The organism is Agrobacterium sp. NPDC058088 (genome assembly GCF_042885035.1).
Lineage (GTDB): Bacteria > Pseudomonadota > Alphaproteobacteria > Rhizobiales > Rhizobiaceae > Agrobacterium.
The window spans coordinates 46,723-61,474 of the sequence record NZ_JBHVSU010000002.1 but is presented as its reverse complement, the minus strand read 5'-3'; the positions used below and the strand labels follow the sequence as shown (position 1 = coordinate 61,474).

Sequence of the window (14,752 nt, the reverse complement as noted above, 5' to 3'; positions counted from 1 at the left end):
TGAAATGTCCTGTATCAGGCAGTTACGCGCTCAATGGCATCAATGAGTTTTGCGGGATCGAAAGGCTTGACGATCCAACCCGTTGCACCGGCCTGGCGGGCGCGGTTCTTCTTCTCTGCATCGCTTTCGGTCGTCAGAACGAGGATCGGGATCGCCCGGTACTTTTCGTTGCGACGCACGCCCTCGATGAAGCCGAAACCGTCGAGACGCGGCATGTTGATGTCGGTCACGATAACATCCGGGTTGCTCTGTTCCAGCACTTCCAGACCCTCGATGCCGTCCTCGGCCTGAATGGTCTCGAAACCGGCATTGTTAAGGGTGACCAGGAGCATGTTCCTGATCGTTCTGGAATCATCCACGGTGAGAACTTTTTTCTTCACTTTTGCATCTCCTTGGGGAGCAAATGGTCGATATCGACGCCTATCAGTTTCATGGTCTTGTCGAATGCATCGGAAACCCTTGCGAAACCAAAGGGCTTGCCATCCTCTTCCCAGGATTTCGCGCCGGCCATGAGGACCTGGGCGCACAGCGCGCCGATGCGCTCCACCTCAGACGCATCGACGGACAAAGGTGCTCCTCTCAGCGTCATCAGCTTGCCGTGCAGGGCCGATGCTTCGTTGAGATCCAGCACCGGTGACAGTTTCAGCGTCGCCTCAGCTGCTTTTCTGGCTGCCATTACATGACTCCCTGGCGCTTGAATTGTTGGTAATACTGGCCGTTCTCCGTACGGTTATCCGCACGGGCCATAAATGATGAGTGCTGCCGATCCGCACCGGCGGCGGCAGCGAAATGTTCCTGGCGGGCAATACGAAATTCGCGCACGGTGCGGCCGAGTTCCAGAATGACGGTATGAAGAGCATCCGCCTCGGAGGCGCAGGCATTGCTATCGGCCACATTTCGACCGGCATGCCTTTGCTGCTCGACAATATCGGCAGTGACCGATTGCAGTTCGCCGGCATGATCGGCGGTGCGGCGCGAGACCTCCACGATCATGTCGTTGATGCCCGACACCTGCTTAACCACGCCGTCAATCGCCTCCTGCGTGCGATTGACCATACGCACGCCGCCTTCGACCTGGGTCTTCGTAGTGCCGACCAGGCTCTTGATCTCTCTTGCGGCATCGGCGGAACGCTGGGCCAATGCACGGACTTCCTGCGCGACGACGGCGAAACCACGACCGCTTTCTCCCGCGCGGGCCGCCTCGATTCCCGCATTGAGGGCAAGAAGGTTGGTCTGGAATGCGATCTCGTCGATGGTGCCGATGATCCGGCCGATCTGTTCGGCCGACTGTTCGATGTCAGACATGGCGTCGATAGCCTCGCCGATCGCCCTGCCGCTTTCGACCGCCGCGTCGCGGGCGCTGGACACTGCCTTTTCCGTCGCCGAAATGCGCGCACCGTTTTCGGCCACGCTCGCAATCATCGCCTGAAGTGCCCGGGACGTCTCGGCAAGCGCTTCGGCCTGCTGGTGCGAACGCTCAGCGATGGAACGACCGAGATCGGCAAAGCGTGCGCTCAACGCCTCGGCCTCGCCGACACCGTTCTGAGCTGATACTAACGACGCGCCGATCGTCGCGAGCGCCGTATTGAAGGTTGCCGCAACATCCCGATAGGCATCGGGGATGTCACCGTCGATGCGAGCCTGCAAATCGCCCGCCGCAAAAGCCGTCAGCGCCGCGCCGAGCAGGCTTGCCGCTTCAGCGCGGTCATTGTCGCGCTGTTCCTGAAGTTCGCGGCCATGGCGCAGACGCAGTTCATTAAAGCGCAACGATACGGCGATCTCGGTATCGACCATCACCAGACGGACGACGTTCTTTACGGCTTCCGCCAGTTCACGGCTCTTCTTTCGGTTACCCGGCAGGATGGAACGTGGCGCATGTTCGGCCACCAGCCCGCCAAGCAGATGCTCCAGAACGACGGCGTGGCTGGCGATCTGCCAACGCGGATCGAGACCCATGCGGCTGGCATTGTCGGAAAGAACCTTCACCCGTTCGGCATAAAGCGCATCGAAACGTGCATCCGTCAGCACGCTCCAGTGCGAGGATTGCAGATCATGCAGTCGGTCGAGCTGGTTTTCGCTTTCGAAGGACGGGGAGCAGTCCGGCATGGACTGGAAACGGGTCATCACGTCGCGCAGGCCGGCCTTGACGTAAGGCTCCAGCATGCCGCGGTAGCTGCGCAGAAAATCGGATTGCGTTTCATCGAGGCCGGCAAAACGCAACCGTCCCGCCAGGCTTCCGCCTGCCGATCTGCGCGCTTGATCTGATGGCAAGTCCTGCCCCAACCGACGTCCCCAACAACATGACGGCCGGTGAAACCCGACCAGATTGGTCAAGGTTCAGAATGCCAGTACCCTAAGGGGATTTTTGAACGAACATACCCATCGCGGACGATGCGGCATCGACGCCTGCCTGACCTTCTTGAACCAAGAAACGAAAATACCGGATCGAGCCCGGTACGGCAGTGCGGCGTCATGCCTGGAAGGGGAGAAACCCCATTCCGCCGTGGAAATACCATCAATCTTTATGGTTAATTCCTTGCTTGAAAGTTAAGAAACATGCGTACCCGCGTCAAACGGTAAAATTTGTAAAAGCTTTTAGCCATTGCTGCCCTTACTTTGCCGCAAACGGGCAAAAACGAAAAGGAATTGGACGCTCCAGCCGGTTTTTCCGGCCAGTGCGCTGGACAAGCGCGTGCGGCTTCCCCTAAAACAAATCAACAGGATATTCGCTCAGCGGTGATGCTTTAAAGAGACCTTTTCGACGAAGGAGATGCCAACTTGCCACGGATGGAGAAAGGCCGCAGTTCAAGGCGCCATCCGCAAGTGCTCATCGGTCTCGTGGTCGCGAGCCTGCTCGTCATGATCGGCTTTCAGGCGCCTTCCGGCGTCAAGGCGCTCTCGAAGGCCAACCGCCTTGAGCGGTTGCAGACCGTCGATCTCAGCCGTTCGCTTTCCCTTGGCGACAAGGATTGCGATGGCGGCAATGATTACGAGTGCCGAAGCCGCAATGCTGGCCCCGGGTTCCGGCACGGGGAGGTCCCCTCCCCGATCACCAACATCACCGACAATGCCAAGGCCTCGCTCGTTGCTGTTGCCATCGTGCCACAAGCTTTCCGAGACTTTGCCAGCGTGGTTCCGCGCGCGCCTCCGCATATTATGTATTAGTCAGTCCGGCGGTCATCATCATTGGGTTCATGACGAACCTTGAGGGATCGGAGTCGTCGGAAACCCGCCGTAGGCTCCCATTCCAGAGAGAAAACCGCCGCCGCATATGACCCTTGCAACCCTTCTCCCATTTATTGTCGCATTGCCGTTCGTGGGCGCCCTCCTCACGGCCTTCATGCCGCGTGACGGTGCGGCCGCCGGTCCCGCCGCGGTTGCAGGCGCAGTCGCCCTTTTCGGTCTCACCAGCAGTATTCTTCTTTATACGACGATCAGCGGCGGCGGCGTGCTGAAATATGATGTGGAATGGCTGCCCCAGCTGGGCTTGAATTTTACCCTGCGGCTGGACGGGTTTGCCTGGATCTTTGCGATGCTCATCACCGGCATCGGCCTGCTGGTGGTGCTCTACGCCCGCTATTACATGTCGGCGGCAGATCCGATCCCGCGGTTTTTCGCCTTCTTTCTCGCGTTCATGGGCTCGATGCTCGGCGTGGTCATGTCCGGCAACGTCATCCTGCTGTCGATCTTCTGGGAAATGACCAGCATCTTCTCGTTCCTGCTGATCGGCTATTGGCACCAGAATGCCGGCGCGCGCGACGGCGCCCGCATGGCACTGACCGTGACCGGCATCGGCGGCTTCAGCCTTTTGGCCGGACTTCTGATCCTTGGCCACATGGCGGGAAGCTATGATCTCGACAAGATTATCGAGGCTGGTGCCGCTATCCGCGCCCATTCGCTCTATCTGCCGACGCTCATCCTCATTCTCGGCGGCGCGCTGACGAAAAGCGCACAGTTCCCGTTCCATTTCTGGCTGCCCAATGCCATGGCGGCACCCACCCCCGTTTCCGCCTATCTGCATTCCGCAACCATGGTGAAAGCAGGGGTTTTCCTGCTCGCACGGTTCTGGCCGGTGCTGGCGGGCACGCCGGAGTGGTTCTGGCTGGTTGGCGTGGCGGGCATCATCACCCTGCTGCTCGGCGCCTATTTCGCCATGTTCCAGCAGGACCTGAAGGGGCTTCTGGCCTATTCGACGATCAGCCATCTCGGCCTCATCACCACGCTGCTCAGCCTCGGCAGCCCGCTTGCGGCGGTTGCGGCCATCTTCCACATGGTCAACCATGCCACCTTCAAGGCCTCGCTTTTCATGGCGGCCGGCATCATCGACCACGAAACCGGCACGCGCGACATGCGGCGCTTAAGCGGGCTTTACACCTATATGCCCGCAACCGCGACACTCGCCATGGCGGCGAGCGCGGCCATGGCCGGCGTGCCACTGTTCAACGGCTTCCTTTCCAAGGAAATGTTCTTTGCCGAAGCCGTCGAAACCCACGCGGATTCGCTGCTCGACCGGGCCCTGCCCTATGTCGCAACGTTGTCAGGCGCATTCGCCGTCGCCTATTCACTGCGCTTCATCCACACGGTCTTCTTCGGGCCCAAGCCAGTCGATCTGCCGAACCCCAATCCGCACGAGCCGCCGCGCTGGATGCGTTTCCCCATCGAGTTCCTGGTGTTTGCCTGCCTCATCGTCGGCATCGTTCCGAGCCTTTCGATCGGTCCGTTCCTGCATTCGGCCGTGCTTTCCGTTCTTGGCGCACAGACACCGGTTTACAGCCTGTCGATCTGGCACGGTTTCAACCTGCCGCTGATCATGAGTATCGCAGCGCTGATCGGCGGTGTGACGATCTATGCCCTGCTTGGCGGCTACTTCTCACGCTGCGATGACGGTCCGCCGGTCTTCCGGCATTTGCGAGGCCAGCGCATCTTCGAGCGCATTCTCGTCACCGTGTCCTGGAAGTGGGCGCGGTGGCTGGAAAGCACGCTCGGCACGCGGCGTCTGCAGCCGCAGCTGAGGCTTCTCATCCTCGTCGCGCTTCTTGCGGGTTTCTCGCCGCTCTTCCTTTCGGAATTCTCCCTCTCGCTGCCGCGCGTCACGACCTTCGATCCGATCTTCGCCATTCTCTGGCTGATCGGCATGATTGCGGCCATGGGTGCGGCCTGGCAGGCGAAATATCATCGCCTCGCCGCGCTCGTCATGCTCGGCGTTTCCGGGCTTGTTACCTGCCTCACCTTCGTGTGGCTTTCCGCGCCGGATCTCGCCATCACCCAGTTGCTGGTGGAAATCGTCACCACGGTTCTCATCCTGCTTGGTCTCCGGTGGCTGCCGAAACGCTTTGAAAAGGTCGACAGCAGCGATGAGTTGCCGGCGCAGCTTCGCCGCGCGCGGGACTTTCTGCTGGCCGCCGCCAGCGGTATCGGCATGTCGGTTATCGCCTATGCCGTGATGACCTTGCCGGTGCCGAACGCGATCGCCACCTATTTCCTGGAACGCGCCTATACCGAAGGCGGCGGCACCAATGTCGTCAATGTCATTCTGGTCGACTTCCGCGGCTTCGATACTTTTGGCGAAATTGCCGTTCTGGCGATCGTGGCGCTCACCGTCTTTGCGCTGCTTCGCCGTTTCCGTCCTGCCCATGAGAGCATTGGCGTGCCGGAACAGCAGCAGCTGCAGAATGCCTTCGATGCCGAACGTCCCGACCGCAGCAAGGGCGATACGGTGCGTGATTATCTCTACGTGCCGTCCATCGTCATGCAGTGGATGTTCCCGGTCATCATCACCTTCTCCATCTTCCTGTTCATGCGCGGCCACGATATGCCGGGCGGCGGTTTTGCAGCGGGCATCACCATGGCGATTGCCTTCCTGCTGCAATATCTTGCCGGCGGCGCGCGCTGGGCGGAAGATCGCATCCGCATTCTGCCGCTACGCTGGATGGGCTTTGGCCTCTTGATGGCCGCCACCACGGGTATCGGCTCCTGGTATTTCGGCTACCCGTTCCTGACCTCTTATTTCCAATATACGGAAATACCCTATATCGGCAAAATGCCGACTGCATCCGCCCTGCTGTTCGATCTCGGCGTCTTCTCGCTGGTCGTCGGCTCCACCGTTCTTATTCTTATAGCACTGGCACACCAATCGTTGCGTAACTACCGCGTTCGCACGCCTGACGCCGCAAAAGCGGAGGACGTGTAATGGAACTCATTCTCGCCATCGGCATCGGCATCATGACCGGCTCCGGCGTGTGGCTCATCCTGCGCCCGCGTACCTATCAGGTCATTGTCGGGCTTTCGCTGCTGTCTTACGCCGTTAATCTCTTCATCTTCGGCGTCGGCGGCATCAAGACCAATGCGCCGCCGGTGCTGGTGAACGGCGTTGACAGTTCAACGCTGGCAGACCCTGTACCGCAGGCGCTGGTGCTGACCGCCATCGTTATCGGTTTTGCCACGACAGCACTTTTCCTCGTGGTGTTGCTCGCAGCCCGCGGCCTTACCGGCACTGACCATGTGGACGGGAGGGAGTCGAAATGATGTCGTTCCCCTTCCACATCGTCATTGCGCCAATCCTTTTGCCGCTCATCACCGCAGCGCTGCTGCTGTTCTTCGACGAGCGTCAACGTGTGGCCAAAGCCGCCATCAGCCTCACCTCAACCGTGCTGTTGCTAGTGGTCGCCATGCTGCTGTTCCGCGAGGTGAACTCGACCGTCAATACCGAGATCGCAGCCGTGGTTTCGAGCGGCGTCTATCTGCTCGGCAACTGGCCCGCGCCCTTCGGCATCGTGCTCGTCGCCGACCGTCTTTCAGGCCTGATGGTGCTATTGACGGCGCTGCTTGCCATTCCGTCACTGATCTATTCCATGGCGAAGTGGCACAAGTCCGGTGCGCATTTCCATTCGCTGTTCCAGATGATGCTGATGGGTGTCAACGGCGCGTTCCTGACCGGCGACCTGTTCAATCTCTTCGTGTTCTTCGAAGTGATGCTGGCAGCCTCCTATGGCCTGCTCCTGCATGGTTCCGGCCAGCAGCGCGTGAAGGCGGGGCTGCATTACATCGCCATCAACCTCGTTGCCGCCTTGTTCTTCCTGATCGGCGTCAGCCTCATCTATGGCGTGACCGGTACATTGAACATGGGTGACCTCGCCCACCGTATCGAAGGGCTAAACCCCGACCAGCGCATGCTGCTGGAAACCGGCTCGGCCATTCTCGGTATTGCCTTCCTGGTCAAGGCCGGGATGTGGCCGCTGAATTTCTGGCTGCCTTCGGCCTATGGTGCGGCCTCCGCCCCGGTTGGCGGCCTGTTCGCCATCATGAGCAAGGTCGGCATCTATGTCATTGCCCGCCTGTCCTTCCTGCTTTTCGGACAGACAGCCGGGGAATCTGCCGGTTTTGGCCATGATGCGTTGCTGGTCGGCGGCATCGCAACCATCATCTTCGGCGCGATCGGCGTTCTGGCATCGCAGGCGCTGGGAAGGCTTGCCGGTTTTTCGGTTCTCGTCTCATCGGGAACGCTTCTTGCCGCCATGGGCACCGGCAATCCCACGGTTGCGGCCGGTGCGCTCTATTACATGGTTAGTTCCACCCTCACCATCAGCGCTTTCTTCATGCTGATCGAACTGGTGGAACGCGGACAGGATGCGGGCGCAAACGTTCTTGCCGTGACCATGGAGGCCTATGGCGAAGGTGAGGAGGAAGACGAGGAAGAAGAGGTCGGCGTGACGATGCCCGCCACCATGGCGGTGCTCGGGGCCTGTTTTGCAGCCTGTGGCATTCTTCTGGCCGGCCTGCCGCCGCTTTCTGGCTTCATCGCTAAATTCTCGATGCTGACCGCCATTCTCAACCCTTCGGGCCTTGGCGCCAATGACAGCGTCTCGACGCTTTCCTGGTGGTTGGTTTTCCTGATCGTCTTTGCCGGTTTCGCCTCACTGATCTCGATGACCCGCGCCGGCATCCGCACCTTCTGGGCCTCCATCGAAGGCACCGTGCCGCGCGTGCTCGTGATCGAAATCGCGCCGATCATGCTGCTGCTCGGACTGACACTCGCCATGACCGTGCAGGCTGGACCCGTGATGCGATACATGCAGGAAACGGCACGTATTCTCGATCTGCCGGCGAGCTATATTCAGGGCGTCATATCCGCACCGCGAGCGGGCAGCAACCCGGAGGCGGAGCCATGATGAGCCGTCTCCTCCCCTACCCGCTGCTGACGATATCGCTGATCTTCTTCTGGATGACGATCAACAGCTTTTCGCCGGGGCATCTGCTGCTTGGCACCGGTGTCGCGCTCATCGCCTCCTGGGCGATGGCGTCGCTACGGCCCGCCAAGCCGCGCATCCGCAACTGGCACAAGCTCGTGCTGCTGATCCTGATCGTGCTTTACGATATCATCAGGTCCAATATCTCGGTCGTGACGATCATTCTGTTCAAGCGCGAAAGGGACCGCAAATCCGGCTTTCTGGCTGTACCGCTCGATATTCGCGATCCCATGGCGCTGGCCGTTCTCGCGACCATCCTGACCTCGACGCCGGGGAGCGCATGGCTTGAATATAATTCCAGCCAGGGCACGCTTCTGCTTCACGTTCTCGATGATGTGGACGAGGCCGCCTGGATAAGCCTTATCAAGAACCGTTATGAAAAACTGCTGATGGAGATATTCGAATGAGTTCGATTATCCTTTTCTGGTCCTTTTCGCTGGCGCAGTTCATGCTCGCCATCGCCATGGCAATCTCGGTCTATCGCATCGCCATCGGCCCGCGCGCCCAGGACCGGGTGCTGGGCATGGATACGCTTTATGTCAACGCCATGCTGCTTCTCCTCACCTTCGGTCTGCGCACCGGCAACGACATATACTTCGAGGCATCGCTGCTGATAGCCATTCTCGGCTTCGTCTCGACCGTCGCCCTTTCCAAATTCCTGATGCGCGGCGAGGTGATCGAATGAGCGAGGCACACGAATTTCCGCTCTGGGCCGCCATTCTCGTGGCCTTCTTCGTGCTGTTGGGTGCTTCACTGACGCTGATCGGCACCATCGGCTTTGCCAAGCTCAACAGCTTCTATGAACGCCTGCATGCGCCCACACTCGGCACCAGCTGGGGCACCGGCGGCATTGTCATGGCCTCCATCATCTATTTCTCCGTCTCCGGCGACCGCTTCGCTTTCCACGAAATCTTCATCGGCATCTTCATGACGGTGACGACGCCGGTGTCGCTGATGCTGCTCGGGCGCGCCGCGCTTTATCGGGACCGGGCGGAGCAGAATTCGGATAATCGGGAGCATCTTTAATTAAGGTGCTTTCCGCCGCCTAAGCTCTTGGCGTACCCGCCGCCATTTGCCTTGCTCGAAGTTCTGCGAACATCGCCAAGCGCGATCTTCCTCCATGCAGGCTATTTCTGCGGCGCGTTCTCCATGTTGCTGGACCAGTTCGCCGACTATCCGTTTTATTTCCACACGGGGAATGAACATCGGCCGGATAAAGCTTTCCCACTTCACCCACAGGAAGACTATCAGCACGAACGTGCCGAACGCGAGGAGCGGGAAATGGTCCGCATGAATATAGGACATATGCAATCTCACGACAGAAATTCCACATACTGCATCATTATTGCATATTTCTGATTTTCAGCAATAGGAATGCCTTAAGTCGCGCGGTTGCAAAGACGACTGTCCCTTCAGCTCGGAGGGTAGCGATTGGAACTTAGAAAGATTTTCGGCAGCAATATTCGCCATCACCGAAAAGCGTTGGGTCTGACGCAGGAAGCCCTTGCGGAAAAAGCCGATCTTTCGATTGAGATGATGGGACGTCTGGAACGAGGCGACGCTTCGCCGTCGTTTGAAACCATCGAAAGTATCGCAAAAGCCTTGGGCGTTCCCGCCATCGCGTTCTTCGGCTCCGGTACTGTTATTGCACCTGGAGGCGAACGCGGTCGTCTGCTTCACCGCGTGAATGCGGCACTTGCACATATGAATGAGGACGATCTTGTGCGCGTCACCCGCATGCTGGAGGCATTCACTGGCAAGCTATAATCACGGGAGACTATCCTACGCACCTATCTAGGTGCGGTCCGACTGCTTCTTCCAGTGATATTCAGCATCATCTGTCATGCAAAGCTTATGCAGCATATTTACGAATTAAGCGACATTGCTTCACCTGCTATACACAGGTCGATAGTATTAAATTTTTAATCTGACATTGAGGGCGCTACCATTGAGCACCCGCACCATAAAAACTCATTTGATGAGAAATGGTGCCCGGAGGCGGATTTGAACCACCGACACGCGGATTTTCAATCCGCTGCTCTACCAACTGAGCTATCCGGGCACTTCAGGTCCTTGAAGAACCTCCGCTTTTTGGCGGTCGGGGCTGTTTGGCGCCCCGAAAGTGAGCGGGGTTATAACATCTTGTTCGAACATGGCAAGCGCCATCGCGAAGTTTTTTGACAGTTTTTTCACGAGGCCTGTGGATGGCTGCAATGGCCGCCGGGTGAGGGCCAGTTTACGCCCGAAAACTCGCTATAGGGCCTCCGGGCGCCAGAGAGCATTCGCCCACCATCATGTTTGTACAGGATCGATCCCTGTTGGCAGAGGGCGCAGCATGGCAGGCGGGGCTATGCTCCTTCGCTGCGCCGCGCTGCTAAACCAAGCGCGAAAGGCACAACGGCCACTAGCGCCGCCATGACGGGCGAAGACGCGAAGATGCGGCTTGCAAGCGAGGTGACCGCGACGGAGCGCACCACCGTCATCAGGCGGGAGTTCTCGCGCTCGCGCTCGTGGTGGGGCCGTGCGGGCCCGTGGCGGGAATGCTGGGCAGCCTCCAGCCGTTTGACATCGCGGCGGATCTTGTCGACCTGTTCGCGAAGCTCGTCCAGTTCTGCGCGCAGCGCCGGGTCGATGGTATTGGCGGTCGGCGTTCTCCTGGCTACGGGATTTTCCACCTTTGCTTCGGCAGCTATAGCTTCGGCCTCTTCGTCAAGTTCGGCCAATTCGTCGTCCAGGTCAGATGGCTTGTCGAAACCGTGGGATCGCAGTGGTGCTTTCATCGCTGTCTCCTGAGGCATGCTGAATTGCTGCGGCGGGCAGTTTTGCCCGGTCAGCCCCTTCAACGTCTCAGGCTGGCAAAGGATGCACGGAAAGCGGTGAGACAGGCAGAATAAAAAACAGGCCCCGAAGGGCCTGTTCAATCATTCACTGAAAGTCTCAGGCCGCCTTGGCGGCGCCTGCATAAGGATCGAAGCGACCGTAGAAGGTCTCGTCCTTGGCGGCCATCTCCTTCAGCAGCGGTGTCGGCCTGAAGCGCGGGCCATAGGTCTCGCCGAGCTTTTCGGCGAGCGCCACGAAGGTCTTTACGCCCATGCCGTCAATGTAGGACAGCGCACCGCCGGTATAGGGCGCGAAACCGAAACCGAGGATAGAGCCGACATCCGCCTCACGCGGATCGGTGACGATGCCTTCTTCCACCGTGCGGGCGGCTTCCAGCGCCACGGTGACGAGGAAGCGCTGTTTCAGCACCTCCATATCCACGCCTTCAGGCTTCTGCTGCGGATAGAGGTCCTTCAGGCCGGGCCAGAGGGACTTCTTGGCGGGCTTTGGCGGGTAGTCGTAAAAGCCCTTGGCGTTCTTGCGGCCGAAGCGGCCTTCGCCTTCCACCAGCTTCTTCACCAGCTCCATATGGCGCAGATCGACAGCCTTTTCGCCGAGATCGGCAACGGTGGCTTTCAGGATCTTGTAGGAAAGATCGATCGCCACTTCGTCGTTCAACGCCAGCGGGCCGACCGGCATGCCGGCGAATTTCGCGGCATTTTCAATCATGGCGGGCGGCACGCCTTCGATCAGCATATCGTAGCTTTCGGCCATGTAACGCAGCACGCAGCGATTGACGAAGAAGCCGCGGGTGTCGTTGACGACGATCGGGGTCTTCTTGATCTTGGCCACATAATCCAGTGCGACGGCGAGCGCCCTGTCGCCGGTTTCCTTGCCCAAGATGACTTCGGTCAGCATCATCTTCTCGACCGGCGAGAAGAAGTGGATGCCGATGAAATCGGTCGGGCGCTTGGAGTTCTTCGCAAGGCCGGTGATCGGCAAGGTGGATGTGTTGGAGGCAAAGATTGCGCCTTGCGGCAACACGGCTTCCACGGCTTCGATGACGGCCTTCTTCACGTCGCGGTCCTCGAACACGGCTTCGATGACGAGGTCGGCGTCGGAGAGTGCGGCGTAATCGGATGTGGCAGTGACGAGGTCGAGCAGGGCCTTGCCTTCATCCTGCGTCAACTTACCCTTGCCGATGGCGGCCTTGACGCTTTCCTCGCAATGGCCCTTGCCCTTGTCTGCCGCTTCCTGATCGCGATCCACCAGCGTGACGGGGATGCCGGCTGCGGCGGTGACGTAAGCGACGGCCGCCCCCATGAAGCCCGCGCCGACGACGCCGACCTTCTTGAACTCCGTCTTCGGTTGGCCGGCCGGGCGGCGCGCGCCCTTGCCCAGTTCCTGCATGGAAATGAACAACGAGCGGATCATGCCGAAGGCTTCCTTCGAGCGAAGGATTTCGGTGAAATAACGCTGCTCGACCTTCAGCGCCGTATCGAAGGGCAATTGCAGGCCTTCATAGACGCATTTGAGGATGGCGAGTGCCGCCGGATAGTTGCCGGCGCTTTCGCGGCGCAGGATCGCGGGTGCTGCGGGCCACAGCTGGGCAGCGGCGGGCGTCCAGATGCCACCGCCGGGGGCCTTGAAGCCCTTTTCATCCCACGGTGCTACCGGCTTCAGGCCGTCCTTGATCATCTGCTTTGCGGTTGCGACCAGCTGATCCGGCTCGACCACTTGATGCACCAGACCCATGGCCTTGGCGCGTGCGCCGGTCAGCGACTGGCCCGTGGTCATCATCTGCAAGGCGGATTGTGCGTCGGTCAGGCGCGAGACACGCTGAGTGCCGCCAGCGCCCGGGAAGATGCCGACCTTGACTTCCGGCAGGGCAATCTTGAGGCTCTTGGCGCTGGAGGCAACGCGGCCGTGGCAGGCGAGCGACAGCTCGAATGCGCCGCCCATGCAGGTGCCGTTGATGGCGGAGACCCAGGGCTTGCCGTTGGTCTCGATCTTGCGGAACAGGCCATTCATCCTGCCGACGAGATCGAACAGCTTCTGTGCCGCTTCGTCCGGGTTCTTTGCCTTTTCCTCGTGGTAAAAGGAGAACATCGATTTGATCATCGAGAGATCGGCACCACCGGAAAAGGTGCTCTTGCCTGACGTGAAGACAACGCCTTTGACCGCAGCATCGGCAACAGTGGCATCCACGATGGCATTCAGTTCCTCAAGAACGTCTGAAGTGAAGACATTCATGGATTTTTCCGGCATGTCCCAGGTGACGAGGGCAATGCCGTCTGCGTCCGTCTCGATGGTGAAATTGGTATAAGTGCTCATTTGGGATTCCTCTTCCCTGAATCGTAATGGCCGCTTCGCTTTCCTCGTCATCCTCGGGCTTGACCCGAGGGTCCAAGCACCGGCGATAGATCCTCGGGTCAAGCCCGAGGATGACGGAAGCGGGCTTGTAGCCGCTGTCTCAAACCCGCTCGATAACCGTCGCCGTGCCCATGCCAGCGCCGATGCAGAGCGTCACGAGCGCGGTGTTCAGATCGCGCCGTTCCAGCTCATCCAGCACCGTACCGAGGATCATCGCGCCGGTTGCTCCCAGCGGATGGCCCATGGCGATTGCGCCGCCATTAACGTTCATCCGGTCGTGGCTGATGTCGAAAGCCTGCATGTAGCGCAGGACCACGGCGGCGAAGGCCTCGTTGAGTTCGAAGAGATCGATATCGGCAAGCGACATGCCGGTCTTCTTTAGAAGCTTTTCCGTAACATCCACCGGGCCGGTCAGCATCAGCGCCGGGTCGGAGCCGATATTGGCGAACGCCTTGATGCGGGCACGCGGTTTCACGCCCATTGCCTCGCCGCCCGCCTTCGAACCAACCAGCACGGCGGCAGCGCCATCGACGATACCCGACGAATTACCGGCATGGTGGACGTAGTTAATCCGCTCCACTTCCGGATGCGCCATGATGCCGACGGCTTCGAAGCCCCCCATTTCACCAGGCATCTGGAAGGAAGGGTTGAGCGAGGCCAGCGCCTGCATATCGGTGCCGGGGCGCATATGCTCATCGCGGTCAAGGATCGTCAGGCCGTTCTGGTCCTTCACCGGAATGACCGATTTGTTGAAATAGCCGTTTTCCCAGGCATGCGCGGCGCGCTTCTGGCTTTCAACGGCATAGGCGTCGACATCGTCACGGGAAAAACCGTATTTCGTGGCGATCAGATCGGCCGACACGCCCTGCGGCATGAAGAAGGCCGGGAAGTTGACCGAGGGGTCCATGTACCAGGCGCCGCCCGACATGCCCATCCCGACGCGGGACATGCTTTCCACGCCGCCGGCGATGACGATATCGTCGGAACCGGCCTTCACCTTGCCGGCCGCGAAGTTGATGGCGTCCAGACCCGAGGCGCAGAAGCGCGAGATCTGCATGCCCGGCGCCCTGTTGGAATAACCAGCCTCGAAGGCAGCGGCCTTCGGGATGACAGCGCCGGCATCCATGACAGGATCGACGCAGCCCATGATGATGTCATCGACGGTTGAAGTATCGAGTCCGTTGCGGTCGCGTATGGCTTCCAGCGTCTTGGCGGCCAGGCGAACGGAAGGCACCTCATGCAGGCTGCCATCCTTCTTGCCGCGTCCGCGCGGGGTGCGGACATGGTCGTAAATGTAAACGTCGGTCATAAAC

General features: G+C 59.7%; 15 protein-coding genes and 1 tRNA gene. 8 read left to right on the top strand and 8 right to left on the bottom strand.

The annotated features are described in order from the left end of the window. Positions 1 to 14 precede the first annotated feature (14 nt). The 3 genes from cheY1 to ACFVTJ_RS05565 are packed head-to-tail and all read right to left on the bottom strand — an operon-like array spanning position 15 to position 2,271. Positions 15 to 380 (bottom strand): chemotaxis response regulator CheY1, encoded by a 366-nt coding sequence (gene cheY1 / locus ACFVTJ_RS05575; RefSeq protein WP_003493773.1) that lies wholly within the window; start codon positions 378 to 380, stop codon positions 15 to 17. After that, positions 377 to 676: an STAS domain-containing protein gene (locus ACFVTJ_RS05570; RefSeq protein WP_003503483.1), complete on the bottom strand. Its 300-nt coding sequence runs from the start codon at positions 674 to 676 to the stop codon at positions 377 to 379. The genes cheY1 and ACFVTJ_RS05570 overlap by 4 nt, the downstream gene beginning before the upstream one ends. Then, entirely contained in the window at positions 676 to 2,271 is a 1,596-nt protein-coding gene (locus ACFVTJ_RS05565) for a globin-coupled sensor protein (RefSeq protein WP_386905381.1), read from the bottom strand. The genes ACFVTJ_RS05570 and ACFVTJ_RS05565 overlap by 1 nt, the downstream gene beginning before the upstream one ends. Positions 2,272 to 2,787: 516 nt before the next feature. Here ACFVTJ_RS05565 and ACFVTJ_RS05560 point away from each other — a divergent pair. From ACFVTJ_RS05560 to mnhG, 7 genes are all read left to right on the top strand, one after another. Continuing rightward, complete coding sequence (locus ACFVTJ_RS05560) at positions 2,788 to 3,165, top strand: hypothetical protein (RefSeq protein WP_386906861.1); 378 nt, start codon at positions 2,788 to 2,790, stop codon at positions 3,163 to 3,165. 106 nt (positions 3,166 to 3,271) lie between these two features. Continuing rightward, positions 3,272 to 6,190, top strand: a complete 2,919-nt coding sequence (locus tag ACFVTJ_RS05555; protein ID WP_386905379.1) for a monovalent cation/H+ antiporter subunit A — start codon at positions 3,272 to 3,274, stop codon at positions 6,188 to 6,190. Then, positions 6,190 to 6,525: a Na+/H+ antiporter subunit C gene (locus ACFVTJ_RS05550; protein ID WP_003493763.1), complete on the top strand. Its 336-nt coding sequence runs from the start codon at positions 6,190 to 6,192 to the stop codon at positions 6,523 to 6,525. The genes ACFVTJ_RS05555 and ACFVTJ_RS05550 overlap by 1 nt, the downstream gene beginning before the upstream one ends. Next, entirely contained in the window at positions 6,522 to 8,168 is a 1,647-nt protein-coding gene (locus ACFVTJ_RS05545) for a monovalent cation/H+ antiporter subunit D (protein WP_386905376.1), read from the top strand. The genes ACFVTJ_RS05550 and ACFVTJ_RS05545 overlap by 4 nt, the downstream gene beginning before the upstream one ends. After that, the gene (locus ACFVTJ_RS05540; protein ID WP_386905374.1) at positions 8,165 to 8,653 is read left to right on the top strand and encodes a Na+/H+ antiporter subunit E; all 489 of its coding nucleotides are present in this window, start codon (positions 8,165 to 8,167) and stop codon (positions 8,651 to 8,653) included. The genes ACFVTJ_RS05545 and ACFVTJ_RS05540 overlap by 4 nt, the downstream gene beginning before the upstream one ends. Then, positions 8,650 to 8,931: a K+/H+ antiporter subunit F gene (locus ACFVTJ_RS05535; RefSeq protein ID WP_078051276.1), complete on the top strand. Its 282-nt coding sequence runs from the start codon at positions 8,650 to 8,652 to the stop codon at positions 8,929 to 8,931. The genes ACFVTJ_RS05540 and ACFVTJ_RS05535 overlap by 4 nt, the downstream gene beginning before the upstream one ends. Further along, complete coding sequence (gene mnhG / locus ACFVTJ_RS05530) at positions 8,928 to 9,272, top strand: monovalent cation/H(+) antiporter subunit G (protein WP_386905372.1); 345 nt, start codon at positions 8,928 to 8,930, stop codon at positions 9,270 to 9,272. The genes ACFVTJ_RS05535 and mnhG overlap by 4 nt, the downstream gene beginning before the upstream one ends. Here the strand turns inward: mnhG and ACFVTJ_RS05525 are convergent, their stop codons facing one another. Beyond that, positions 9,273 to 9,551, bottom strand: a complete 279-nt coding sequence (locus ACFVTJ_RS05525) for a hypothetical protein (RefSeq protein WP_386905371.1) — start codon at positions 9,549 to 9,551, stop codon at positions 9,273 to 9,275. It abuts the gene before it with no gap. Between the two features lie 126 nt (positions 9,552 to 9,677). Here ACFVTJ_RS05525 and ACFVTJ_RS05520 point away from each other — a divergent pair, with 126 nt between their 5' ends. Then, positions 9,678 to 10,013 carry a helix-turn-helix domain-containing protein gene (locus ACFVTJ_RS05520; RefSeq protein ID WP_386905369.1) on the top strand — a complete coding sequence of 112 codons (336 nt, stop codon included), beginning with the start codon at positions 9,678 to 9,680 and terminating at the stop codon, positions 10,011 to 10,013. A gap of 219 nt (positions 10,014 to 10,232) precedes the next feature. Here ACFVTJ_RS05520 and ACFVTJ_RS05515 read toward each other — a convergent pair. The 4 genes from ACFVTJ_RS05515 to ACFVTJ_RS05500 form a co-directional block, all read right to left on the bottom strand. Further along, a tRNA-Phe gene (locus ACFVTJ_RS05515) sits at positions 10,233 to 10,308 on the bottom strand. A 286-nt stretch (positions 10,309 to 10,594) separates the two neighbouring features. Then, on the bottom strand, positions 10,595 to 11,026 hold the full coding sequence (locus ACFVTJ_RS05510; RefSeq protein ID WP_386905367.1) for a hypothetical protein: 432 nt from the start codon (positions 11,024 to 11,026) through the stop codon (positions 10,595 to 10,597). 157 nt (positions 11,027 to 11,183) lie between these two features. Continuing rightward, a complete protein-coding gene (locus ACFVTJ_RS05505) occupies positions 11,184 to 13,400 on the bottom strand; it encodes a 3-hydroxyacyl-CoA dehydrogenase NAD-binding domain-containing protein (protein WP_386905365.1) in 2,217 nt (738 codons plus the stop codon). 139 nt (positions 13,401 to 13,539) lie between these two features. After that, a complete protein-coding gene (locus ACFVTJ_RS05500) occupies positions 13,540 to 14,748 on the bottom strand; it encodes an acetyl-CoA C-acetyltransferase (RefSeq protein WP_386905363.1) in 1,209 nt (402 codons plus the stop codon). Between the last annotated feature and the right edge of the window lie 4 nt (positions 14,749 to 14,752).